Origin of the sequence: Bacillus coreaensis, from assembly GCF_050586445.1 — a bacterium.
GTDB classification, from domain to species: Bacteria; Bacillota; Bacilli; order Bacillales; family Cytobacillaceae; genus Robertmurraya_A; species Robertmurraya_A coreaensis.
Genome location: NZ_JBOCCY010000028.1, coordinates 1 through 22,762, shown reverse-complemented (window position 1 = coordinate 22,762; position 22,762 = coordinate 1). Strand labels below are relative to the sequence as shown.

The 22,762-nt window shown below is 37.7% G+C and carries 21 protein-coding genes, 17 tRNA genes and 1 rRNA gene; 8 read left to right on the top strand and 31 right to left on the bottom strand.

Annotation, left to right across the window (positions count from 1 at the left end; all coding sequences use genetic code 11):
• On the bottom strand, nt 1–200 hold a 200-nt coding region (locus ACQ5H4_RS23010), incomplete at its 3' end, for a hypothetical protein (protein ID WP_430777174.1).
• A gap of 190 nt (nt 201–390) precedes the next feature.
• Nucleotides 391–651, bottom strand: a complete 261-nt coding sequence (locus ACQ5H4_RS23005) for a metal-sensitive transcriptional regulator (RefSeq protein WP_119707106.1) — start codon at nt 649–651, stop codon at nt 391–393.
• Between the two features lie 147 nt (nt 652–798).
• Between ACQ5H4_RS23005 and ACQ5H4_RS23000 the strand changes: the two genes are divergently transcribed.
• Nucleotides 799–1,701 carry a PucR family transcriptional regulator gene (locus tag ACQ5H4_RS23000; protein WP_430777173.1) on the top strand — a complete coding sequence of 301 codons (903 nt, stop codon included), beginning with the start codon at nt 799–801 and terminating at the stop codon, nt 1,699–1,701.
• A 117-nt stretch (nt 1,702–1,818) separates the two neighbouring features.
• Entirely contained in the window at nt 1,819–2,916 is a 1,098-nt protein-coding gene (locus ACQ5H4_RS22995) for an ABC transporter ATP-binding protein (RefSeq protein WP_430777172.1), read from the top strand.
• 39 nt (nt 2,917–2,955) lie between these two features.
• On the opposite strand, the gene ACQ5H4_RS22990 is transcribed toward ACQ5H4_RS22995, so the two are convergent.
• Nucleotides 2,956–3,198, bottom strand: a complete 243-nt coding sequence (locus ACQ5H4_RS22990; RefSeq protein ID WP_430777171.1) for a hypothetical protein — start codon at nt 3,196–3,198, stop codon at nt 2,956–2,958.
• A 272-nt stretch (nt 3,199–3,470) separates the two neighbouring features.
• On the opposite strand from ACQ5H4_RS22990, the gene ACQ5H4_RS22985 reads away from it, so the two are divergent.
• Complete coding sequence (locus ACQ5H4_RS22985; protein ID WP_066058898.1) at nt 3,471–3,677, top strand: alpha/beta-type small acid-soluble spore protein; 207 nt, start codon at nt 3,471–3,473, stop codon at nt 3,675–3,677.
• Between the two features lie 317 nt (nt 3,678–3,994).
• Here ACQ5H4_RS22985 and ACQ5H4_RS22980 read toward each other — a convergent pair whose 3' ends face one another.
• The 3 genes from ACQ5H4_RS22980 to ACQ5H4_RS22970 form a co-directional block, all read right to left on the bottom strand.
• Complete coding sequence (locus tag ACQ5H4_RS22980) at nt 3,995–6,007, bottom strand: ABC transporter ATP-binding protein (RefSeq protein ID WP_430777170.1); 2,013 nt, start codon at nt 6,005–6,007, stop codon at nt 3,995–3,997.
• Nucleotides 6,004–7,761: an ABC transporter ATP-binding protein gene (locus ACQ5H4_RS22975; RefSeq protein ID WP_430777169.1), complete on the bottom strand. Its 1,758-nt coding sequence runs from the start codon at nt 7,759–7,761 to the stop codon at nt 6,004–6,006. The genes ACQ5H4_RS22980 and ACQ5H4_RS22975 overlap by 4 nt, the downstream gene beginning before the upstream one ends.
• Before the next feature lie 445 nt (nt 7,762–8,206).
• Nucleotides 8,207–9,478: an MFS transporter gene (locus tag ACQ5H4_RS22970; protein ID WP_430777168.1), complete on the bottom strand. Its 1,272-nt coding sequence runs from the start codon at nt 9,476–9,478 to the stop codon at nt 8,207–8,209.
• A gap of 199 nt (nt 9,479–9,677) precedes the next feature.
• Here ACQ5H4_RS22970 and ACQ5H4_RS22965 point away from each other — a divergent pair, with 199 nt between their 5' ends.
• Nucleotides 9,678–9,998, top strand: coding sequence for a hypothetical protein (locus ACQ5H4_RS22965; protein ID WP_430777167.1), 321 nt, complete (start codon nt 9,678–9,680; stop codon nt 9,996–9,998).
• An 87-nt stretch (nt 9,999–10,085) separates the two neighbouring features.
• Here ACQ5H4_RS22965 and ACQ5H4_RS22960 read toward each other — a convergent pair whose 3' ends face one another.
• On the bottom strand, nt 10,086–10,547 hold the full coding sequence (locus ACQ5H4_RS22960) for a helix-turn-helix transcriptional regulator (RefSeq protein WP_430777166.1): 462 nt from the start codon (nt 10,545–10,547) through the stop codon (nt 10,086–10,088).
• 259 nt (nt 10,548–10,806) lie between these two features.
• Between ACQ5H4_RS22960 and ACQ5H4_RS22955 the strand changes: the two genes are divergently transcribed.
• The 3 genes from ACQ5H4_RS22955 (at nt 10,807) to ACQ5H4_RS22945 (ending at nt 13,988) form a co-directional block, all read left to right on the top strand.
• The gene (locus tag ACQ5H4_RS22955; protein ID WP_430777165.1) at nt 10,807–11,946 is read left to right on the top strand and encodes a histidine kinase N-terminal domain-containing protein; all 1,140 of its coding nucleotides are present in this window, start codon (nt 10,807–10,809) and stop codon (nt 11,944–11,946) included.
• 155 nt (nt 11,947–12,101) lie between these two features.
• Entirely contained in the window at nt 12,102–12,560 is a 459-nt protein-coding gene (locus ACQ5H4_RS22950; protein WP_430777175.1) for a MerR family transcriptional regulator, read from the top strand.
• A gap of 48 nt (nt 12,561–12,608) precedes the next feature.
• Entirely contained in the window at nt 12,609–13,988 is a 1,380-nt protein-coding gene (locus ACQ5H4_RS22945) for a hemolysin family protein (protein ID WP_430777164.1), read from the top strand.
• Between the two features lie 41 nt (nt 13,989–14,029).
• Here ACQ5H4_RS22945 and ACQ5H4_RS22940 read toward each other — a convergent pair whose 3' ends face one another.
• From ACQ5H4_RS22940 to ACQ5H4_RS22915, 6 genes are all read right to left on the bottom strand, one after another.
• A complete protein-coding gene (locus ACQ5H4_RS22940) occupies nt 14,030–14,917 on the bottom strand; it encodes a peptidylprolyl isomerase (RefSeq protein ID WP_430777163.1) in 888 nt (295 codons plus the stop codon).
• A 128-nt stretch (nt 14,918–15,045) separates the two neighbouring features.
• Complete coding sequence (locus ACQ5H4_RS22935) at nt 15,046–15,717, bottom strand: PspA/IM30 family protein (RefSeq protein WP_430777162.1); 672 nt, start codon at nt 15,715–15,717, stop codon at nt 15,046–15,048.
• A gap of 2 nt (nt 15,718–15,719) precedes the next feature.
• On the bottom strand, nt 15,720–16,217 hold the full coding sequence (locus tag ACQ5H4_RS22930) for a hypothetical protein (RefSeq protein ID WP_430777161.1): 498 nt from the start codon (nt 16,215–16,217) through the stop codon (nt 15,720–15,722).
• 91 nt (nt 16,218–16,308) lie between these two features.
• Nucleotides 16,309–17,583: a S1C family serine protease gene (locus tag ACQ5H4_RS22925; RefSeq protein WP_430777160.1), complete on the bottom strand. Its 1,275-nt coding sequence runs from the start codon at nt 17,581–17,583 to the stop codon at nt 16,309–16,311.
• 163 nt (nt 17,584–17,746) lie between these two features.
• Nucleotides 17,747–19,153, bottom strand: coding sequence for a sensor histidine kinase (locus ACQ5H4_RS22920; protein WP_430777159.1), 1,407 nt, complete (start codon nt 19,151–19,153; stop codon nt 17,747–17,749).
• Nucleotides 19,143–19,847: a winged helix-turn-helix domain-containing protein gene (locus ACQ5H4_RS22915; RefSeq protein WP_430777158.1), complete on the bottom strand. Its 705-nt coding sequence runs from the start codon at nt 19,845–19,847 to the stop codon at nt 19,143–19,145. Before ACQ5H4_RS22915 ends, ACQ5H4_RS22920 begins: the two co-directional genes overlap by 11 nt.
• Nucleotides 19,848–20,107: 260 nt before the next feature.
• Between ACQ5H4_RS22915 and ACQ5H4_RS22910 the strand changes: the two genes are divergently transcribed.
• The gene (locus ACQ5H4_RS22910; protein ID WP_276131190.1) at nt 20,108–20,236 is read left to right on the top strand and encodes a hypothetical protein; all 129 of its coding nucleotides are present in this window, start codon (nt 20,108–20,110) and stop codon (nt 20,234–20,236) included.
• Between the two features lie 125 nt (nt 20,237–20,361).
• Here ACQ5H4_RS22910 and ACQ5H4_RS22905 read toward each other — a convergent pair.
• The 18 genes from ACQ5H4_RS22905 to rrf all read right to left on the bottom strand — a co-directional run bounded on the left by ACQ5H4_RS22905 (nt 20,362) and on the right by rrf (nt 22,540).
• Nucleotides 20,362–20,435 (bottom strand) — tRNA-Gly (locus ACQ5H4_RS22905).
• 127 nt (nt 20,436–20,562) lie between these two features.
• Nucleotides 20,563–20,634: transfer RNA gene (locus ACQ5H4_RS22900), tRNA-Gln, on the bottom strand.
• A 19-nt stretch (nt 20,635–20,653) separates the two neighbouring features.
• Nucleotides 20,654–20,729, bottom strand: a tRNA-His gene (locus ACQ5H4_RS22895).
• Between the two features lie 12 nt (nt 20,730–20,741).
• Nucleotides 20,742–20,812, bottom strand: a tRNA-Trp gene (locus ACQ5H4_RS22890).
• A 12-nt stretch (nt 20,813–20,824) separates the two neighbouring features.
• Nucleotides 20,825–20,897, bottom strand: a tRNA-Phe gene (locus ACQ5H4_RS22885).
• 149 nt (nt 20,898–21,046) lie between these two features.
• Nucleotides 21,047–21,122 (bottom strand) — tRNA-Asp (locus ACQ5H4_RS22880).
• 45 nt (nt 21,123–21,167) lie between these two features.
• A tRNA-Ser gene (locus ACQ5H4_RS22875) sits at nt 21,168–21,260 on the bottom strand.
• Nucleotides 21,261–21,278: 18 nt separating this feature from the next.
• Nucleotides 21,279–21,355 (bottom strand) — tRNA-Met (locus ACQ5H4_RS22870).
• Between the two features lie 87 nt (nt 21,356–21,442).
• Nucleotides 21,443–21,515: transfer RNA gene (locus tag ACQ5H4_RS22865), tRNA-Ala, on the bottom strand.
• A gap of 19 nt (nt 21,516–21,534) precedes the next feature.
• Nucleotides 21,535–21,611, bottom strand: a tRNA-Arg gene (locus ACQ5H4_RS22860).
• 91 nt (nt 21,612–21,702) lie between these two features.
• Nucleotides 21,703–21,791: transfer RNA gene (locus tag ACQ5H4_RS22855), tRNA-Leu, on the bottom strand.
• Nucleotides 21,792–21,803: 12 nt separating this feature from the next.
• Nucleotides 21,804–21,878: transfer RNA gene (locus ACQ5H4_RS22850), tRNA-Gly, on the bottom strand.
• Nucleotides 21,879–21,912: 34 nt separating this feature from the next.
• A tRNA-Leu gene (locus ACQ5H4_RS22845) sits at nt 21,913–21,997 on the bottom strand.
• A gap of 35 nt (nt 21,998–22,032) precedes the next feature.
• A tRNA-Lys gene (locus tag ACQ5H4_RS22840) sits at nt 22,033–22,108 on the bottom strand.
• A 9-nt stretch (nt 22,109–22,117) separates the two neighbouring features.
• Nucleotides 22,118–22,193, bottom strand: a tRNA-Thr gene (locus ACQ5H4_RS22835).
• 43 nt (nt 22,194–22,236) lie between these two features.
• Nucleotides 22,237–22,309 (bottom strand) — tRNA-Val (locus ACQ5H4_RS22830).
• Between the two features lie 33 nt (nt 22,310–22,342).
• A tRNA-Glu gene (locus ACQ5H4_RS22825) sits at nt 22,343–22,417 on the bottom strand.
• Nucleotides 22,418–22,424: 7 nt separating this feature from the next.
• A 5S ribosomal RNA gene (gene rrf, locus ACQ5H4_RS22820) occupies nt 22,425–22,540 on the bottom strand.
• Between the last annotated feature and the right edge of the window lie 222 nt (nt 22,541–22,762).

Sequence of the window (22,762 nt, the reverse complement as noted above, 5' to 3'; positions counted from 1 at the left end):
GCTCTTGAGAGTCCGAATCCTTTGGTGATTCGGACAGGACACCAAGGTTTTTGCTCTTGAGAGTCCGAATCCTTTGGTGATTCGGACAGGACACCAAGGTTTTGCTCTTGAGAGTCCGAATCCTTTGGTGATTCGGACAGTACACCAAGGTTTTTGTTCTTGAGAGTCCGAATCTTAAGGTGATTCGGACAGTACACCAAGGTTTTTGCTCTTGAGAGTCCGAATCTTAAGGTGATTCGGACAGTACACCAAGGTTTTTTGCTCTTGAGAGTCCGAATCAAAAGCAAAATAGCATGAGTTAAATCCTCACGCTATTTTATGTGTCAATATATACTTTATACACCTAAAAATGGAACCTTGTATTCCTCAACTAGCTTGTCTTTTACTTTACTATCGACTTTTTACTATCATATTTACAGCCTCTTGGATCGCATCCTCAGCGTTTTTCCCTTCATCGTTTGCTTCACGAATACATGCCTCTAAATTTTTTGCAACAATATATCCCATTGCACGGTCAACAGCCGAGCGTACAGCTGATAGCTGAGTTACTACATCTTTGCAATGTTTTTCCTCTTCCATCATACGTATTACACCACGAACCTGCCCCTCGAGACGTTTTAATCGGTTTTTCATTTCTTGTGAGTATTCCAATATATTCACCTCTCAACTATCGATACGGTATCCCCTATTGAATAGATTATATCGTATTCTTTTCTTAAATAGAAATTATAAGCCAAATTATTGGTACCAGACGTTACCTGTTATAATGAAGATATACAAAGATTTGGGAGCAATCAGATGCTAAAAAAAATTCAACACTTATTCAAAGACAGTAAATATTCAAATCAAAAGCCTACACTTGAAGAAACAAAAGAGTATGACTGGTATTATGAAGAAAACGAAGACGGTTGGGTTGGAATTAGAAAAAACATGTTAGATCCAAAAGAAAAACAGCTACTAGATGCCCTTTTCCATTCTTTTGAACCACCAATCATAGAGTTTCAATCTCAGGGATGGTACAATTTTTTATTTTCAGATGGAGGGGTTCCTTTACAAAAACAAGAGCGTCGGGTTCGAATCATTCACCTTCATTGTTCAGGTGAGGACTGGGAGCAAAAAGATTTAGAACTTGCCTTAAAAGGCTTTTTATCTGAAGAAATTATTATTTTTTGGGAAACCCCAAATCATGCTGTACTTATTGAACACGAATCGCACAGCTTTTTGATGGCAGAAAATTTCTTAGAAATCTCTGAGACATTTGAAAATGATCTTTACTTACGTGTCAGTTTCTTCATTGGAAAGTTTCACTCTGCCACTAAGGAATTAAAGGAATTATTCCATCAAGACCGTCTATTTTTCAAACAATCTTTAGAATGGAAGCGGAAGGAAAGAGTTTTTACATTTGAGAACATTTTCCCAAATTTGCTTTCGCACAGTCTCCCAGTGGAGCTTTTAAAAGCTATAGAATTACAACTTCTTCAGCCTTTAATGGACGATCCAGAAACGCTCGCAACCATTCAAGTATATTTAGAAAATAATTTAAACGCGAGTGTCACAGCAAAAAAACTATACATTCACCGAAACACCTTACAATACCGGGTAGACAAGTTTACAGAAAAAGCTGGCGTCAATCTAAAAGATTATCCTAGTGCCATTACCCTTTATATCGCTTGTTTACTCCAATTACAAAAACAAAGATAGCACATTGCCCAATTTCCTTCTCCTTATTTTTGTGCACTATTCACATAGTACAAGAACCTCCCAATCATGTAATCTATACATAAGAAAACGATTACAGATTATTGGGAGGAATTAATTATGGCTGAGTTAGTTTTAGATCATATTTTCAAAATTTACGACAATAAAGTAACTGCTGTTGAAGATTTTAACCTTCATATTCAAGATAAAGAGTTTATCGTATTCGTTGGACCATCTGGTTGCGGAAAATCAACAACTTTACGTATGATTGCTGGTCTTGAAGAAATTTCTAAAGGTGATTTTTCTATTGATGGTAAACGTGTAAATGATGTTGCACCAAAAGATCGTGATATCGCCATGGTATTCCAAAACTATGCTCTTTACCCACATATGAGTGTATATGACAATATGGCTTTCGGATTAAAGCTTCGTAAGTTTCCTAAGGATGAAATTGATCGTCGTGTTCAAGAAGCTGCAAAAATCCTTGGTCTAGAACCTTACCTTGATCGTAAGCCAAAAGCACTTTCTGGTGGTCAACGTCAGCGTGTGGCATTAGGTCGTGCAATTGTCCGTGATGCAAAAGTATTCTTAATGGATGAGCCATTATCGAACCTTGATGCTAAACTTCGTGTTCAAATGCGTGCTGAAATTGCAAAGCTTCATCAACGCTTACAAACAACAACTATTTACGTAACGCATGACCAAACAGAAGCAATGACAATGGCTACTCGTCTTGTTGTTATGAAGGACGGAGTTATTCAGCAAGTTGGAGCACCAAAAGAAGTATACGAAAAACCTGAAAATGTATTCGTTGGTGGATTTATTGGATCACCAGCAATGAACTTCCTAAGAGGAAAAATCGAAGAAGGTAAATTTGTAGCAGGCAAAACTTCTATCGCTATCCCAGAAGGAAAAATGAAAGTATTACGTGAACAAGGGTATGTTGGGAATGAAATTATTCTTGGTATCCGTCCGGAAGATATCCATGATGAGCCTGTTTTCATCGAAGCCTCTCAAGGTACAAAAATTCATGTGAAAATTGATGTATCAGAATTAACTGGTGCTGAAACCATGCTTTATTCAAGCATTGAGGGTCAGGATTTTGTTGCAAGAGTAGACTCTCGTTCAGATATTAAACCTGGTCAGTCAATCGATTTAGCATTTGATTTGAACAAAGCTCACTTCTTCGATGTAACTACAGAGTCAAGAATACGTTAATCATCTAGGATGCAGCACGAGCGCGCTGCATCCTTTTTTCTATTCTTGTATAAATTGCACCACATCATTATAACAAGACGGACACTTGTATAGATGTGGACAGAGTCCCTTAGCAAAATCCTCGGGATATCCATCTTCAAGCTTCATTAAGTCAATTGGCATATAGGCACTATAGTCATCAAAAAAATCCATTAACCTTCCTGCTTCCTCTAATTCACTTCCGCATTTACTGCAAGTAATGTATTTATCTTCAAGCCCGTTACAAACTGGACATATTCCCATTTCTCTTCCCTACTTTATTTTTTTATTAGTTTGAGAAGCATATCACCTGTTCATGTAAGGCAAAAAGAAATTTCGGACAGGAAAACATTACCTGTAGTTTATTTCGAATAGGATCAAAAAAATCAACCATAATATTGAGTAAACACAGCGACAACAAGTCGCCAACAACAAAAACTTTTTATAACGGACTATGCTGAAAGCTTGATTTACTAAAAATCAATTTGGTTCATTCCAAAATAGTCCACCAAAAAAACTGAAGGAGAGTGTTCAACATGGCAAACAACAATTCTTCAAACCAATTATTAGTACCAGGAGCAGAGCAAGCATTAGAGCAAATGAAGTACGAAATCGCTAGCGAATTTGGTGTAAACCTTGGTGGCGAAACTACTTCACGTGCTAACGGATCTGTAGGTGGAGAAATCACTAAGCGTTTAGTATCTATGGCTCAACAATCTATGAGCGGATCTTTCCAACGCTAATTTAACTTAAGATAGTACAACAATTGAATAAGGTATGGCTTAGCCCTCTTCCATTCTGGAAGAGGGCTTTCATATTATGCCCAAAGAAAAAACAGCCTTTCGTAATAAAAGGCTGTTTTTATGATTCTTTTATGATTGTAAATCCAATAAAGTAACCTAAAACCATAATACTTGCAATAACTAATGTCACTGAAAGTTCTTCCATGTGCAAATCCCCTTTCGTGCCTTTGTTTGCTTTAACATTAACACGAATTTGGGGACCGACCAGACATAAATTTAGAAAATTGTATGTCTAAATTTCGAAATTTCTTTGAACATTAACCTGCTAAATGGCTACCTTGTTGAAGCTGATACATTTGATAATACTTACCTTTTTGTTCCATTAATTCATCATGTGTTCCTTTTTCAACGATACACCCTTTATCTAATACGAGTATTTGATTAGCATGTCGAATCGTGGATAATCTGTGAGCTATAATGAATGTGGTTCTTCCCTTTTTCAATACATCCATCGCCTCTTGAATAATCATTTCAGTCTCTGTATCAATACTAGATGTTGCTTCATCCAAAATAAGAATGGCCGGATCGAATGCCAATGCCCTTGCAAAGGATATAAGCTGTCTCTGACCACTTGATAACGTGCTTCCCTTTTCAATTACTGGTTCATCAAAACCTTTTTCCAGATGTTTAAATACTCTATCTGCTCCTACATCACGAAGTGCCTGTTCCACCTTTTCACGAGTAATAGCTGGATTATTAAGACTAACGTTTGAAGCGATCGTACCAGTGAATAGAAAAGGATCCTGTAACACGATTCCCATATGCTGTCGTAGTGTTTGGTGAGGAATACTTTTTATATCGGTTCCATCAACTAAAATACTTCCTTTTTGGCAATCGTAAAACCTAAAAAGCAGATTGATAATTGAGCTTTTCCCTGAACCGGTATGTCCGACAAGCGCCACTGTTTCCCCGTGCTCGGCAGTAAAATGAATATCCTTTAAAACAAATTCATTCTCTTTATATCCAAAAGAAACATGATCAAAAGTTACATTCCCCTTATAGCGTTCCATCCGATGATCATTAACATCGATTCCCTCTTCGGTTAATAATTTAAACACACGGTCTGCTGCAACGAGCGCTTGTTCTAGATTGGCTAGCTGATTCACAATTCCTTGAATCGGGTTAAAAAGGCGATTAATATAATCAACAAACGCATAAAGCATACCTAGCGAAACTACTGCACTTGGCTTTAGTGCTTCTCCGCCAAAATACCAAATAAAAGCAACAAATATCACATTCCTTAGTACGTTTACTAAATTATGTGAAGTTAATGAGTTAAGACTTAAAAGTTTGTTTTGAAATTTAAAGTGGTCTTCATTTAGTTTTTCAAATTCTTTCTGAGTTTGCTTTTCTCGATTAAATGCTTGAATCACATTCATCCCTTGAATGGATTCATTAACAATTGCGTTAATATCACTATTTCTCGAACGGATTTTATGATTATATTTTGATGCGTATTTTCGATATACAAGTGTCCATACAAAGAGAATTGGCAATAGCAATAAACAAATTACAGCTAGTTTTACATTGAGAATGAATAAAGCAATATAAATTCCCGTAATGTAAATTGCACTGGTAAAAAAGGTTGATAGTACAGTAACATACAACTCTCGAATGGCTTCGGTGTCATTTGTTATTCTCGCAACAACCTTACCGGCTGGCAAATTATCAAAGTATCGAATCGGAAGCTTTTGAATCTGTCCAAATACATCCTCACGCATTTTTTGGATGACCCGGTTTGCAGACATCTGCAAATAAAAACGCTGTCCATATTCAAAAATAGCTGCAATAACGATCAGTCCGAAGTACAGTGATAATAAACCAATAATTCTTGAGGTTTCCGGCTGATAAAATGCTACTAATTCCTTAGTAGTAAGCTTTGTTCCTTCAAAGGTTTCGATCTCGTCTCCCTTTGTAATAGTTAGGACGCCATTATTAAAGCTTCTTTCTCCGTCAAACGGAGTAGCCTCCTCAACAAAGACAAAGGAACGATTGACTTGTAGAATTGTCGCTTCTTCTACCTTCACCTCATCGTCATCAATATATTTCTCACGCTTATAATAATTTCCTTCGTATTCGACTGAATCCTTCGTTCCATTCGTTTGATACCAAGTCGACTCAATCCCTAATATGTGCTGATCAATCATTCGCTTGGCTATGAATGGTCCCGCAAGGTCAGCAGTAACCGCAACAGAAAGCATCATAAGTGCTGCGATAATGATTTTTTTATAATGCAAAGCGTATTGTACGAGGCGTTTACCAGTCGTCATACACTCACCTCCACTTCAGATGAGGTTTGAACCTGCTGTCTATCATATTGCTCTCGATACCAGCCGTTTTGTTCCATAAGTTCTTCATGGGTTCCTTCCTCAACAATGATCCCTTCATCTAGAACGAGAATACGGTCCGCGTGCTGGACTGCAGACATTCGATGGGTCGTTATAATCGTTGTCTTTCCACTTCGTTCACTTCTTATATTTTCAATGATTTTCTTTTCTGTTTTTGCATCAACTGCTGAAAGAGAATCGTCTAAAATTAGAATTTCAGGATTTTTAATTAATGCTCTCGCTATCGAAATTCTTTGTTTTTGTCCCCCAGATAAAGCAACACCTTTTTCCCCAACAAGTGTTTCTAGACCTTCGGGAAGCATCTCAATATCTTTCTGGAAATCCGCTAACTCGATAGCTTTAACCAAATCAGCATCAGTAGCGTCCAGTCGTCCAAAAAGAATATTTTCTTTTATCGTCTTTGAAAACAGGACGTGATCTTGTGGAACGTACCCAATCCATCCTCTAGTTGTTTCTAACGTATGTTCATTTAACTCTACATTAGAAATCGTTAACGCTCCTACCCCTAACGGATATTCTCTTAATAGTTGTTTAATAAAGGTTGTTTTCCCACTCCCTGTTTTACCAACAATTCCTAATGTCTCCCCTCGCTTCAAATCTACGTTGATTTTACTTAGATTATCTACGTTAGAGGATGGGTATCGAAAGGAAAATTCCTTGAACGTAATCTCCTCAGGATTATTATCTGATTTTGGATTCAATGGATCCGATACATCAGGCTCGTAGGATAAGGTTTCTTGCACTCGGTCTAGTGAAGCATTTCCTCTTTGCATAATATTGATAAGCTCTCCAATCGCAAACATTGGCCAAACAAGCATACCTAAATATACATTAAACGAAACAAGTTGCCCTAACGTGAGTCGATTATGGAACACTAAGTATGAACCAAAACCTAATCCAATAACATAACTTAGTCCAACCAAAACCTTAATCGTTGGATTAAACAAAGAATCTATTCTTGCAACCGCCACATTCTTTTTATAAACATCCTCTGTCATATCGTGAAATCGTTCTTGATCTTCACGTTCTTGAACATAGGCGCGAATCACTCTTACTCCTGAAACCGACTCGAGAACACGATCATTAAGTTCACCAAATGCATCCTGTGCTGACATAAACTTTTTATGAATGGTATTTCCGTAATAATTGATGAGAACAGCCATGATTGGCAACGGTAGGACAGCAGCAAGAGTAAGTTCCCAACTAATAAAGATCGTCATCATCGCAACGATTGTCAGCATAAAGGCTGTGGAGTCAACCAGTGTTAAAATACCAAAACCAGCTGTTGTAGAAATCGCCTTTAGATCATTTGTTGCACGTGCCATTAAATCTCCTGTTCGATTTTTTTCAAAGAACGTTGGCGTCATTTTAAAAAGATGCCTCATAAATTGTGAGCGCAGTTTTCTTTCAATCAAAAAAGCCCCACCAAACAGCTGGTACATCCAAATATATGTGACTCCATAGGATACAACTGTCAGAACAAAAAAAGCTAATAAGTACTGCATAATTTTTTCCTTACTTATTACTCCCATATGAATATCGTCAATAACCATTCCAACAAGTTTTGGTGGAATAACATCAACAAATCCAATAAAAACAAGAAGTGTGATCGCAACAGTATAGCGTTTCCAATTTTCTTTAAAGAACCAACTTAATTTTCGTAAAATAGAGAACATCTTGTTGTCTCCTCTCTTTTCTATCCGTCATGTATAACTAGCCACTCTCAAGCTCCACGGGTGATACCAATAATCTTTCTACACGAAATGTTTGCATGGTTACTTCCTCCTAAATTTTTTTATAGTAATGGGATATTCCCAGTGCTACCTCTTTTACAAGACAAAAAAGACATACCGCATCCTATGCGATATGTCAAAAGGCGACAAAAAAGCACAAGCTACTCATACGTAACCTGTGCCATTGATAAAATAGTTAACTGTGCTCATTCAAGGACAAGAATAATAAATGGTTACGCTCTCATATTCAGTTAAGTGAATGTGTAAATCTCTTACTCTCATGATCGTAACCTCCTATCCTTTCAGTATTTTCCATATTTGTTACATTATCATCAAAACTCACTAAAGTCAATTGAATTTTCTCAATATTAGTAAGCTTTCTCCAAGACTACGACACAGGCAATGGCTTGGATTGCGTCTGAAGATTCCGACTGTACTTTGGAAGAGCAATTGCATAAAATGCTCCCACTAACATCAAACATCCTCCGACCATCCAATAAAGCATCTCCACCTTTAATAGCGCTGGAAAACTATAAGCGATAAATCCCAAAGTAAGCGATTGAGAAAGCATCATTAATGGTGAAATCCATCCTTGAACTCTCCCCATCATTTTAGGGTCCACAATACTTGGCATCCACCCTCCGATTCCAATATTTACAAATGGTAAACCTACAGCGGCAAGAAACACTAGAACAAAGAATAAGACAAGGGACGTAACTAGTGAAGAAAGGATGACAAAACTCCCCGTAATAATAAGCCCCATAATAATAAGCTGATGAAGTTTTAGTTTTTCACTAAAAACCGACGCAATCACACTTCCAAGTAAAGCTCCTATTCCAAACATAATTCCGATAATAATTGAAAATTGTTCGTAGTTCTCCGGTGCAAGCTTATATTCTAAGATAAAAACAGGCATGACACTAAAACCACCGTTTACAACACCAAACACAATAAATCCAATTAATAGTGTTCTTAGTAGCCCATGCTGTATTATATATTTCATTGAATCCTTGAAATCAACAAATACAGTAGAAATATTTAAATCTTTTAATCGATGCATTCCATTTGGCATTCTTACACTCTCTGGAATCTGGCTAGACCGAATAAGAAAAGCACTTATCATAAACGTAATAGTATCGATAAGGATTGCCCCGTAAATCCCTACCGTCCAATAAGCTAATACCCCTAACCCATTACCAAATAACATAAATAAACTCATGACCAATTGATTTAAACCCGCAGCAGTTGTGTAATCATCCTGCTTAAGAATTCCTTGAACCATCGCATGTTCGGCAGGAAAAAAGAATTTTTGAACGGCACTTCTTAAAAAGAGGACAAAGAAGATAAGAGGCATCGAACCAATTATCAAGGAGCCTAAAAATACTATAGAAAGTACAGCACTTATCCAGTCACAGCTAAAAGCAATCTTTTGTCTGTCCATTCGATCTGCAAATACGCCGACAAGGAAAAATACAGCTAGAGTGGGGAGCGAATACATTAACTCTGTTATAGATGCGTACATAGGCTGGTCGGAAAAACGATCCAATAAGTAAAACATAAAAGCAGTAAGTCCAATCGTACTACCCATTTGTGAGGTGAAGTTCGCAAAAAAAAGCTTGGTGAAATTTTTGTTTTGAAAAACAACCATAAATTTTTTCATTTATTCTACCCCTAACTCCCTTTAATACCTTCAGTTTACTTTGCATTGCTTTTTCTCAAAACAGACCTTTGATGGGAATTTCCTCCGTCTCTAGACGGAAGAGATTGAATTCTCAGTATATTTTCTGACAAACACGTTTCATTTAGAAGAAGAAGGGGTAATAATTGATAAAAACAACTCGGGTAAAGGAGTGCTGTCCATGAATGAAACATCGTCTATAACGATCTGTTATACTCACCGAATAATGATGAAAGAGATAATGGAACTATACACATTAGCAAAGAAATTCAATGGCATGGTTACTTTTTATCATAATCAACATTCAGTTTCAGGATTACACATAACAAAGCTAGTTACATTCTTTTTAACTATAAAAAAGGGGAGTAAGTTGCTAGTAGTTGTTGATGGACAAAGGAATCATTTATTTCTAAATAAGATCAAATCTATTTTTAAAAATGACCATTCTCTCAATCATGTCTCCAAATCCATTTCTTTTCAACACCCGCTACAACTCAAATGATGAAAGTGACAGCTAACTTTATGACAAATATCTCATGAAAAAAAGCTACTAAGTATCCCTTATTGGACACCCAGTAGCTTTTTGTTCTTACTCCTTTATTTCATTCACAAGCTCTTCAAAACGCTCTCTGGACGCACGTTCTTCGAAGCTGCTAAAAATTCGGAAGTACTCATCATCAAGGATACGATAGTGTTGACTTAAGACATTCTGCTGTAGAATAATCCCCTTTTTTCTGTCAATTTCTCGCCACCATAGCTTTCCACCCAATGTTTTTTCTTTTCGGTAATCAATCCCATCTCTCGCCACAGTCTCAAGCACTTCTAATGGGTCACTCCCAAATAAATATTGAATGGTTTCTGTTTCACGAAATAGAGCACAAATGGTAACAACGGTTTGCCAGTTTGCATCCATCCTACCTTTTTCAATTTGTACGAGCGTCTTTTTCGAAAGACCGATGACTTCACCCATTTTATCCTGTGTGTATCTTGCTTCCGTCCGGATTAACCTCATTTTCTCCGATACCTTCGATATTATCTCGTCTCTAGTCAAATCCATTCAGTCCTTTAAAAAGAATTGGTGTAATTTTACACATCCTCTTTTTATTATAAAACAACAATGGAAAATATTCCAATAAAAAACTGCTATCCAATAATGACTAGATTTATATGGTTTTTTTTTACAATTAATAAGACTTACGTATGATTTCTATCTTTCTCATTTTTAGAAAGAGGATTCCACCTAAAATCCTCGAATATATCCTTATTAACTAATAAAGAGAGAGAAAGAATATGAGGGTGAGTGACAATCCATGCTACAAGCAACTAGGGAGAAATTAATTGATTATCTCTCAAAATCAAAGAATTTATTAGTCTCTTTATGGGAAAAAGAAATAATAATCTCAACAGAAGATCCATATAAATTTGAAATCAATACAAATGACTTTTCATTATTTCAAATGATTTTAGATGGTCTTGATATAGAAGGTCTTGACTTTGAAAAATTCATTGAAGATTTTTCGTTAAAAATTGCAGAACAAAGAGTAAACGATTTTATTAACATTGGGACATTTGTTTATAATGTCAACATCGGCCGTTCAATTATCTATCACCATTTACTTGAATCTGATTTTACAAAAGAAGAAATCAAGGAATCCATAAAGAGCATAGATTCATTCTTTGATAAGTTTCTACTCTACTCCGTTTCTTACTTTACAGAGGAAAAAAATAAAATTATCGAAGAAAAGACGCAATTTATCGATTCTACTCACAAGGATAGGTTAACACTACTTGGACAAATGACCTCAAGTTTTATTCATGAATTTAGAAACCCCTTAACTTCGGTTCAAGGTTTTATTCAATTATTAAAAGCCGAAGATCCATCAATTAAATACTTAGATATTATTTCAAGTGAATTAGAGCAGCTAAACTTCCGAATTTCTCAATTCTTACTTCTCTCGAAGAAAGAACTAATTGGTAAAGAAAAAAGTTCCTTTTCATTAAATGAACTTATTGATGAAGTTCTCATATTCTTGTATCCAAGCATACTCGACTCAAAAGTAAAAGTGATTAGAGAAACTTTTGACCATGTTCATTTATTCGGATATGTGGATGAAATTAGACAGGTGCTAATCAACATTATATTTAATGCAATTGATGTGTTAACACAATACCGCGAAGACCCAATAATAGAGATCATTTGTGCTCTTTCACACAATAAGCATGTCGTTATCGAAATTTCAAATAATGGACCAATGATTCCAGACCAGATGTTAAAATCCATTTTTGAGCCATTTGTCACTACTAAAACACTTGGAACTGGACTTGGACTTTTCGTATGTAGAGAAATCATTGAAAAACATAAAGGGCGTCTTATATGTGAATCAAGTACGGAAAAAACCATTTTTAGAATGACGATGCCTATTCCTTCTATTACAGAAGCCTCTGAGTAAAGAGGCTTTTTTTCATTTTTCTAACAATTCCTCCAATAGCCTTCATATTACAATAAATTCATCATAAAATATGGATAATACTATTTTTTATCTAACCGTAACGTTTGACTGTACAGTTTTTCCTTTCGTATAATTAGAATTATTTATATTGAACAATTCAAAAGCAGAGGTGGTACAATGGGGCATTTTACCGAATTGGGGAGCTAGCTTCAATCGCAAAAATTTCAAGAAGAACGATTGATTATTACACAAATCTAGGGTTACTGCATGCGGATCGTTCAAAGGGAAATTACAGAATTTACAATGATGAAGCCTTAGAAGCACTACACTTCATTGAGGAATGTAAAGATATGCATATCCCTTTAGAAGAGATTAAGAGAAAACTAGAAATGAAAAAGCAAAAAGACGTGAAACAGGGAGAAATGGAAAAGCATATTCACTCCATTGGTCAACAAATGAAGCAGCTACAGCACGATATTTCTGTACTTATCCCATTAATTGAAAATCTAGATGGTCAGCAAACGAAAGTCCTCTCTGAAGAGTTAACAGTGGAGAGCGAATGGCTGATGAAGTTTTTACCCGAGTTTCATAGGTTAGTAAAATTTTCGAATTAACTGGGAGGTGACTCCTTACTCGTTTATTAAGCGAGATAAGGAAACTTATTGGACATATTAAACTTGGTTTTAATAGCCATTTTAATTGCTTTGACGGCATTTTTTGTGGTATCGGAATATGCTATTGTGAAGGTACGGGTCGCACGGCTCGACCAGCTCATTGAGGAAGGCAAAAAAGGTGCTATTTCTGCAAAAAGGGTTAATGCTAACCTAGACAATTACTTGTCTGCTTGCCAACTTGGTATTACTATGACAACTTTAGGGCTAGGGTGGTTAGCAATTGAACCCATTGAAATCGTATTGCGACCTATTTTCCAACAAATGAATGGAACAGAGACAATAGTATCCATCTTTTCTTTCGGAATAGGTTTCTTAGCTATTACATTCCTTCATGTGTTATTTGGAAAAATAGCTCCAAAAACGATGGCACTGCAAAAAGCAGAGAAAATGACGCTCTTCACTGCGCGTCCACTCATCTGGTTTTACCGACTAATGTTCCCTTTCATTTTTGTACTAAATGGAACAACGAAAATATTAACAAAAATATTTGGGCTAAAACCGGCTTCCATAAATGACCTAGCACATTCTGAAGAGGAACTGCGATTAATACTTTCTGAGAGCTATAAAAGTGGTGAAATTAACCAATCAGAGTTTAAATATGTAAACAAAATATTTGAATTCGATAACCGAATTGCCAAGGAAATTATGGTTCCTAGACGCGAAATCGTTACCTTATCAAAGGACAATACGTTAGAGGAATTTCTTCAAGTTGTTAACGAAGAAAAGTTTACTCGTTACCCTATCATAGACGGTGACAAGGACCATATTATAGGAATGGTAAATATAAAAGAAATCATGACCGAGCTCATACAAAACCGAACACTCTTAACGAAGACACTTGAAATATATACAAGACCTATTATCCGCGTTATAGATACGGTACCTATCCATGACTTATTAGTTAAAATGCAAAAGGAACGAATTCATATGGCCATTCTTATGGATGAATATGGCGGAACTTCTGGTCTAGTTACAGTGGAGGACATCATAGAAGAAATAGTTGGTGAAATTCGTGATGAGTTTGATATGGACGAAATTCCAATGATACGAAAGCTTCAGGAAGATCACTACATTATTGATGCAAAAATGCTTGTTAGTGAAGTAAATGATCTATTAGGATTAAGTATTGATGATGAAGATGTGGACACGATTGGTGGTTGGATCTTAACCGAGAATTATGAGGCAAGAGAAGGCGACGAAATTACACTAGAAAACTACACCTTCAAAATTATTGAGATGGAAGAACATCATATGAAATATGTAGAAGTTTCAAAGAATGTAACAAAGCATTCTTTAATTGATACCCCACTTCCAGCTGTCCCAAACTCATCCGAAGAAATGATTTCTAAACAGTCAGTTAGTTTCTAATATGAAGAACCCTCGATTGAACAATCAATCGAGGGTTCTTTTTATGCTTCTAGATAGTTAGTAATTTCATACTCTTCTTTAAGCTCTTCTAACCATACTGTATATTCTGTAGACATCTTATCATTCATTAAGGTATCAGAAATTTCTCCCTTACTATCTTCGAAATTAGCTTCCTTCGCTTCCTGATGATCGACAACTTTAATTATATGGTAACCATACTCGGTTTTTACAGGAGCACTAATTTCATCCACACCAAGTGCAAATGCAACCTCTTCAAACTCTGCTACCATATCACCACTGCTAAAGTATCCTAAGTCCCCACCAGATTCTGCCGTTGTTGTATCTGTAGAATATTCTTTAGCTAATTCACTAAAGTCTTCCCCTGCGTCGAGTTTACTTTTAACTTCGTTAGCAGTTGCTTCATCAGCTACTAAAATATGGCTTGCTTGTACTTGCTCTGCTGTCGCAAAAGTATCCTTATTTTCATCAAAATACGTTTGTAACTCTTCATCTGTAATTTCAATTCTTGGCTCAAGCAATTTTTCAGTTTTAATATAATTAATAATATCTTCTCTAACATCATCCATTGTCATTCCAGTTGCTACAACAGCCTCTTCAAGAGCCGTCTCACCGCCATAAGATTCAGACAATGTAGCAAGCTCCTCTTCAACTTCTTCATCTGATACCGTAATCTTTTGTTTATCCGCTTCAAGCTCTATTAATTTGTTTGTAATTAACACATCAAGTGCATCTGCTCCATACTGATCTAACAAAGTCTGTTGGAGTTCATCTTCTGATATGGACGCATCTCCAACCATTGCTACTACACTATCTTTTGATGATAAGAGAATTCCAGCGATTATAGCTAGTCCGACTAATGCTGTTACTATTGTTATTACTAACTTCTTCCTAAGTAATTTTTCCTTCATTTTGTAATTGTCCTCTCCTTTGTTTTCTCTTCCTAATACTAACCTGTAAATGTGACAAAACTATTAACAAGCAATGAAAGAGATATGAAAAAGAAAAAGAGACGATTCGCTCGTCTCCTTCTCCCATATTATACAGTTTCTAGTCTTGAAGATTTTAGTTTCTCTAATTCCTTTTCTACATCTTCATGTGAGTATGTTCCAAGAACACTCTCAATTCTTCCCGAATTCGCTTTTGTGAAATATTGATTTGCTTGTGACTTTGCTTCAAGTTTAAGTATCTCTTCCTCAACTCTTATGAACCCCTTTACGGCACTGTCCGGATTAATGGAAGCAAGGATCTGGGAGATATCGTTTGTTACCTTTGCCGCTGTCATTCTAGAAACGAGCAGCAGTTTACGATCCTGTAGTTCGTCATACTTTTCTTTAAGTTTATCGAGTTCATCGTACAATAAATTTGTTTGATTTTTAATTGTGTGGTACTGTCCTTCATACACCCTTAGTTTTTTCTCTTGTTGAAGCTTGTCCTCTATCGCTAGTCTAGCAATCTGATCTTCTCCTCTTTCGACTGCTAACTCAGCTTGCCTTGCTCTTTTTTGGACTCTGTCAATCGTTGATTCAATGACTGCTTCAAACTTCTTTTCAATATACAACTGCTGAGCCAGAGCCTTTTGTGCCTTTCCAATCTCGCCCTCAAGCTCTCTTAAATATTGTTTAAGCATACTAATTGGATCCTCTAATTTATCCAGAGCGTCATTAAAATCTGCTGTTGCTATATCTTTTATTCGTTTGAAAATCCCCATTTTTACTTTTCCTCCCTACGTACTTTATTTTCCCACTCATCAAGGAAATCTCTATTAGTATAGGACGGTACAACTAAATCTTCTCCCGTCATTAATTCTTGAACATTTGTGTCTTTCTTTACTGCACCCTTATAAAGTAAGTAACCTAATAAAATAAGAAGTGGAATAGCTAGGATAGTAGGTAATAGAGCAAGTATTCCTAGTGCAAGTAAGATTCCACCAGTAAGTTTCATTCCATTGCTCTTCCCTCTAACCCAAAGCATCCAACCAGCTATCACTAGGCCAGCCTTTGCCAATACACCTAGTAAGAATGGTAATAAGAAGAAGGAGTGGTTCACCATCATACCTCTGTCATGAAAACCATGAACGCCTCCACCTTTCATTCCATGAAACCCCTGAGCTTGAACGGTCATGGTTGGTATACTAAACATGCTAACAATGACAATCGCTAGAACGACAATCGGCGCTACGATTATCGTCCACTTTACCGCCTTGTTCAAATGAATTCACCTCCCTTCAAGTAAACCTGAATGCCCTGTTTATTTAAAATCTTATATTTAACATCCATTTCTAATCCCTCCGAAGATTTGATTAACTTGTCGCTTGCTGATCTGTTAAAGTCATCGTGACCGTTTTTTCTTGTCCTTTGCTATATACCTTTAACGTTATTTCATCACCCACAGATAGATCATTGTATAAATACTTACGTAAATCATTTGAATTGGTTACCTTCACGTCATCGATACTAACAATTACATCACCTACTGCTAAACCTGCTTTCGCGGCAGCTGAGCTAGAATCGATTTGCATCACCATTGCACCTTCTGTTACTGTTTCTGGTACTTCCTGCAGATACATTTGGGGAAGTTCCTCTAGACCCGCTAAGCTCACTCCCATATAAGGACGTGTAATTTGGCCAGACTCAATAAGTTGGTTTACGATTGGTACAACGTCATTACTTGGAATTGCGAATCCTAATCCCTCAACTCCATCCTCTGAGATCTTAAGTGAGTTAATTCCGATTACCTGACCACTTGAATTGAGTAAAGCTCCACCACTATTCCCAGGATTAATAGCTGCATCCGTCTGGATTACATTCAACTCCCATTCTCCGGCAGAAGTCGTCACAGTAATTGTCCGATCCGTTGCACTTACAATCCCTTGAGTTACCGTACGTGAAAATTCAAGACCTAGTGGATTTCCTATAGCAAGTACGTCCTCTCCAGCACGTAATGTTGAAGAATCTCCGAATTCAAGTGTCCCTTCAACGTCTTTGGAATCAATTTTTAATACAGCTAAATCTGTTAGAGCATCTGCCCCAATTAGTTGTGCACTGGCTTTCTCTCCGTTATAAAGTGAAACCTCAATTTCGCTTGCCCCTTCGATCACATGATTATTTGTTACAATATAAGCCTCATTACCTGTTACTTTAAAAATGACACCTGACCCTGATCCTGCCTCAACAGCTGATGTGTCAGTAGAATAGTGACTAGTTTGCTCCTGTAAGTTGACAATCCCAACAATAGCTTTTGAGGATGCCTCAACCATATCTGCAACTGCAATATCATCAGAATTTTTAGTTGTAGTTGTAGCAGTTGTCACTACAGCTGCTGCCTCATTATTTTCATTTGAGCTAGACACAGCGGTATTTTGCTCTCCAGTAACTCCACTAATCTTCTCAGAAAGGTTTTGAAGTGTGTCTATATTAGGAATAGCCACGATGGTAAGCATCGAACCCACGACCCCAGCTGTCACCATTGATAGAAAGCTTTGCACCTTCTTTCCTTTCTTTTTCTTCTTAACAGGTTCTGTATGATATTCTTGCGAAGTTTCTAATTGTGATGGAAATTGATTAAAATCACTCATCCTAAGCTCCTCCTTTTTGTCTTGCTTCATATTTACATCATAGACCCCATTTATGAACAAATAATTAACAAACCTTTAATAGAGTTAGAAATAATAGGGAAAGATTATGTTAACTTAGACAAAAAAAAAGCCGCTCATCATGCGGCTTTTTTTCTTACTAGGTTCATTCAGAAGGAAAACGGATCGTAAATATTGTTCCTTTTCCTTTTTCACTTGTTACTTCGATTTTTCCATTGTGGAGCTGTACAAGCTGTTTGACAATGGACAAGCCTAACCCAAACTCACCAAAAGGGTTTGATGTACGTGAGATCTCAGCTTTATAAAAACGATGCCATATTTTTCCAATTTCCATTGGATCAATTCCAAGTCCCGTATCTTCAATCTCAATGATGGTTTCCCTTATTCCATACTTCCCTCGCAAATAGATACTTCCATTTGAAGTAAACTGGATGCTATTTTTGGTTATATTAATGAGAATTTGCACAAGACGGTCATAATCCGCATAAATGGAAGTACCTTCCTCTACCTCTATGTGAATAGAGTTCCCTTTTTCCTCTGCTTGAAGTGATAATTGCTCTTGAATAATTTCAAATAACTCATCCAACGGAATCTCTTCTTTAGTAAGCTTGATCTGATTTGAGCGGATTTTATCATAATCTAGATTTTCATTTACAAGCCGAATTAGGCGTTTGGTCTCTTTGCTTACCAGTTGAATCCCTTTCTCTTTTTCCTCTTCTGCAATCATATTATTTTTTAACCCTTCAATTACCCCGCTGATGGTTGTAAGCGGTGTTCGAAGTTCATGCGATACATCTGACATGAAATTACGACGGCGATTTTCCAAGCTTTCGATTTCTTCCTTCGAGGCATTTAAACGCATCACCATTGAATTAAAGTCCTCGGCGAGTTCCCCTATTTCGTCAAAAGTTGAAGAAGGGAGCTTTACTGTGTAATTCCCAGCAGCAACGGATGATGTTGCCGCTTGAATTCGTTTAATTCGATGAACATGTATTCTTGATAAAATCAAGCTCAGTAAAACAGCAACCACTAAAGCGATAAGAACTGTATAAAATAAATATTGATTAATTTGACTGATCATTTCTCTTGAACCGCTAATTGGGGCAGTAAGCAAGATTCCTCCTGCTAATTGTCCATTTACTATATAAGGAATAGCAACAAGTGTTACTTCCTGATCCGAGCGTTTCGTCCTATTTTTAACAATTAGAGTCTCTCCGCTCGAAATTTGTTCAAGTACTTCATCCACTAACCTTAAATCTCCCCCGTGCTTATCGGCAGGAAATATAACTGATCCTTTCTCATCAAAGATAGAAAAGCTAATATTCCGTCCACCTAATACGGCCATATACTCATTTACAATTCGGTCGGAGGAAAGATTCCCCTCTGTAATGTCACGCAAAATATTTTCACCGTATGATTCAAGTTCATCTACCTTATTTTTATACACCAGCCCCTCTACGTAATGAGAGAACACTAAACTTAATATTAAAAAAGCAACTACTAGCACACTTATGTGACTTATAAGCTGCTGGTACAAATACTTAATTTTCATTTCCTTGCACCACTTCATCGAACTTATAGCCTACACCCCAAACAGTATGGAAGAATGGCTGTGAATCGGTTCCTATCTTCTTTCTTAATCGTTTAATATGAACATCTACTGTTCGCTCATCACCATAAAATTGATAGCCCCATACTCGTTCAAGAAGCTGTTCCCTTGTAAAGACCTGCTTTGGATGCTGCGCAAAGTAGTAAAGAAGTTCAAATTCCTTCGGTGTTAAATTTAACACTGGCTGATCATCTAAAAATACTTCTCTTGTATCCTTACTGATTTTAAAATGTTTTGTTTGTAGCAACCCTTTATCGACTTTAACTTGATCATTATTTTGCATACGTCGACTAATCGCCTTAATCCTTGCCATTAAAGCTAGTGGACTGAATGGTTTTGTTACATAATCATCCGCTCCCATTTCAAGTCCTAGCACTTGGTCTGACTCTGTATCCTTTGCTGTTAACATAATGATAGGAACCGTATATCCTTCTTCTCTAATTTTCCGGCATATCATAACACCATCCATACTCGGAAGCATCCAGTCAATAATAACCAAGTCCCATTCACTTGATTTAAACGTGTTAAGGCCTTCTAAACCATCGTGGATATATGTTCCTTTAATTCCTTCTTTAGAAAAAAACATATCAATCATGGAGCATACACTCTCATTATCTTCTATCACTAATACGTTCATTTATTTCATCTCCCCCTACATCTCTCGAACTTAATTTAAATGTATTTATAACTATTTTTCAACTAAAAATGAGATTCTTCCTATTTTATTAATAGCTAAGTAATAGTTTGGTCATATTTTATTCATAACATGATAAGGGAAAGAAATTAATAATTTATTTATTCTTACCCCCATAAAGAAGAACTTCGCATCGAAGAGTTTAGTAGACCAGGAAATAGGGTATGGTTAATAAAGTACATAAACGAGAGGAGTATATAACTATGCGATTAATAAAAGCTGATATCGATGAATTGTTAGAATCCACTCGCGACCTTACTGAAGATGAAGGATTTTCATTCATCACAACAATTGAAATCGATCATTTACTTGAAAATACACAAGATTGGTAAAAGGATAGGTGCTACGCACCTGTCCTTTCTTTATGATAACAACTTCTTGAAAAATTAAAAAACACTAGGGCTGCTTCATTTATTGAAACAACTCTAGTGTTGGAAACAAAGTTATATGTATTTTATGGAGCGGGTGATGAGAATCGAACTCACGACATCAGCTTGGAAGGCTGAGGTTTTACCATTAAACTACACCCGCATCTTATATTGTCCAACTGCGCCTCCTTGGTCCTCGAGTTCGCTTCGGTGCCCCTTTGAAGTCTTATGACTTCCGCAGGTGCCCCTCCAGCCCTTGTCAAACCAAACAGTCGGCTCCACTTTTCGTACTGGGCTAGCTGGATTCGAACCAACGCATGACGGAGTCAAAGTCCGTTGCCTTACCGCTTGGCTATAGCCCAATGAAGAAATTGCAAATAATGGGGCGACTGATGGGAATCGAACCCACGAATGTCGGAACCACAATCCGATGCGTTAACCACTTCGCCACAACCGCCATGTGATTTGACAGGGGTAGTAGGAATTGAACCCACACCAAAGGTTTTGGAGACCTTCGTTCTACCTTTAAACTATACCCCTTCAAAAAAAAGATGGCTCAGGACGGAATCGAACCGCCGACACAAGGATTTTCAGTCCTTTGCTCTACCGACTGAGCTACTGAGCCATAATTATTATAATTACCCTAGATAAAATCTCATTTCGTCCTTCGTCCCGATTTTCAATCGGTACGCTGGATGCTATTTCTTGGAAGCTTACTCATCGTGCTCTACCGACTGAGCTACTGAGCAATAATACCATTCAATTATGTAAAGATGGCGGTCCCGACCGGGATCGAACCGGCGATCTCCTGCGTGACAGGCAGGCATGTTAACCGCTACACCACGGGACCAAAGTTTTTTTCAAATGTTTAATTGAAAATAATATCATTTTAAGATGGAGGAGGTAGAGGGATTCGAACCCCCGCGCGGTTTGACCCGCCTGTCGGTTTTCAAGACCGATCCCTTCAGCCAGACTTGGGTATACCTCCAAAGAAATAAAACTATTATGGTAGCGGCGGAGGGGATCGAACCCCCGACCTCACGGGTATGAACCGTACGCTCTAGCCAGCTGAGCTACACCGCCAAAGTAATTCATTGAATTTTTAATTCACATATTCCTGAATTAATGAAGATTATTTTCACTACACTACGTTACGTGAAAAAATCTAAGTGGAGCCTAGCGGGATCGAACCGCTGACCTCCTGCGTGCAAGGCAGGCGCTCTCCCAGCTGAGCTAAGGCCCCAAACAAATATTAATAGAAATGGCGCGCCCGAAAGGAGTCGAACCCATAACCTTCTGATCCGTAGTCAGACGCTCTATCCAATTGAGCTACGGGCGCATATTTTTGTAATGTCACTTATATTAGTGTGTTAAGGACAGCTATTTTGCTAGCGCAAAAAGCTTTGGATATTTTACTTCGTAAAAATCCTTGGTGCCGAGGACCGGAATCGAACCGGTACGGTAGTCACCTACCGCAGGATTTTAAGTCCTGTGCGTCTGCCAGTTCCGCCACCCCGGCAAAAGTAAGTTCTGGAGCGGAAGACGGGATTCGAACCCGCGACCCCAACCTTGGCAAGGTTGTATTCTACCACTGAACTACTTCCGCAAATGGAAAGTTATTAAGTTACAAAAAGAAGCATTGGTGCGGGTGAAGGGAGTCGAACCCCCACGCCTTGCGGCGCTAGATCCTAAGTCTAGTGCGTCTGCCAATTCCGCCACACCCGCATAATGGAAAGTTATTTTGCTAAAGCAAAAAACTTTGGTGAGCCATGAAGGACTCGAACCTTCGACCCTCTGATTAAAAGTCAGATGCTCTACCGACTGAGCTAATGGCTCGGTATAAAGTGGTGCCGGTGAGAGGACTTGAACCCCCAACCTACTGATTACAAGTCAGTTGCTCTACCAATTGAGCTACGCCGGCTTAAAAGGAGGACTATTTTTCACTTACGTGAAAAAAGTCTTGATGGAGGATGACGGGATCGAACCGCCGACCCCCTGCTTGTAAGGCAGGTGCTCTCCCAGCTGAGCTAATCCTCCGATATGGAATGTTTTTTCACTTCGTGAAAAAATTGGTGACCCCTACGGGATTCGAACCCGTGTTACCGCCGTGAAAGGGCGGTGTCTTAACCGCTTGACCAAGGGGCCATGATAAACCTAGCGACGTCCTACTCTCACAGAGGGAAACCCTCAACTACCATCGGCGCTGAAAAGCTTAACTTCCGTGTTCGGTATGGGAACGGGTGTGACCTTTTCGCTATCGCCACTAGATTATATGATTGAAGAAAAATCATTCCTTCAAAACTAGATAATGAATGAAGAAGAAAAAATACACAAGTATCACTTTGCGTAATCGAGCTCCGGCGGCTAGTCCCTCGGGGTCATAAGTCAAAGCCTTCCAGAGGTCAGGACCTCTTACAGTCTTCGTCTTATGCCTGTCGGGACTAACCAAGCCGCCTACGCATCTTTGGTTAAGTCCTCGATCGATTAGTA

Excerpts from the sequence above, each read along its gene's own strand:
- ACQ5H4_RS22980 (WP_430777170.1), bottom strand. The coding sequence starts at position 6,007 with ATGACGACTGGTAAACGCCTCGTACAATACGCTTTGCATTATAAAAAA.
- ACQ5H4_RS22965 (WP_430777167.1), top strand. The coding sequence starts at position 9,678 with ATGAATGAAACATCGTCTATAACGATCTGTTATACTCACCGAATAATG.
- ACQ5H4_RS22935 (WP_430777162.1), bottom strand. The coding sequence starts at position 15,717 with ATGGGGATTTTCAAACGAATAAAAGATATAGCAACAGCAGATTTTAAT.
- ACQ5H4_RS22955 (WP_430777165.1), top strand. The coding sequence starts at position 10,807 with ATGCTACAAGCAACTAGGGAGAAATTAATTGATTATCTCTCAAAATCA.
- ACQ5H4_RS22915 (WP_430777158.1), bottom strand. The coding sequence starts at position 19,847 with ATGAACGTATTAGTGATAGAAGATAATGAGAGTGTATGCTCCATGATT.
- ACQ5H4_RS23000 (WP_430777173.1), top strand. The coding sequence starts at position 799 with ATGCTAAAAAAAATTCAACACTTATTCAAAGACAGTAAATATTCAAAT.
- ACQ5H4_RS22940 (WP_430777163.1), bottom strand. The coding sequence starts at position 14,917 with ATGAAGGAAAAATTACTTAGGAAGAAGTTAGTAATAACAATAGTAACA.
- ACQ5H4_RS22975 (WP_430777169.1), bottom strand. The coding sequence starts at position 7,761 with ATGTTCTCTATTTTACGAAAATTAAGTTGGTTCTTTAAAGAAAATTGG.
- ACQ5H4_RS22970 (WP_430777168.1), bottom strand. The coding sequence starts at position 9,478 with ATGAAAAAATTTATGGTTGTTTTTCAAAACAAAAATTTCACCAAGCTT.
- ACQ5H4_RS22925 (WP_430777160.1), bottom strand. The coding sequence starts at position 17,583 with ATGAGTGATTTTAATCAATTTCCATCACAATTAGAAACTTCGCAAGAA.
- ACQ5H4_RS22985 (WP_066058898.1), top strand. The coding sequence starts at position 3,471 with ATGGCAAACAACAATTCTTCAAACCAATTATTAGTACCAGGAGCAGAG.
- ACQ5H4_RS22990 (WP_430777171.1), bottom strand. The coding sequence starts at position 3,198 with ATGGGAATATGTCCAGTTTGTAACGGGCTTGAAGATAAATACATTACT.
- ACQ5H4_RS22995 (WP_430777172.1), top strand. The coding sequence starts at position 1,819 with ATGGCTGAGTTAGTTTTAGATCATATTTTCAAAATTTACGACAATAAA.
- ACQ5H4_RS22920 (WP_430777159.1), bottom strand. The coding sequence starts at position 19,153 with ATGAAAATTAAGTATTTGTACCAGCAGCTTATAAGTCACATAAGTGTG.
- ACQ5H4_RS22910 (WP_276131190.1), top strand. The coding sequence starts at position 20,108 with ATGCGATTAATAAAAGCTGATATCGATGAATTGTTAGAATCCACTCGC.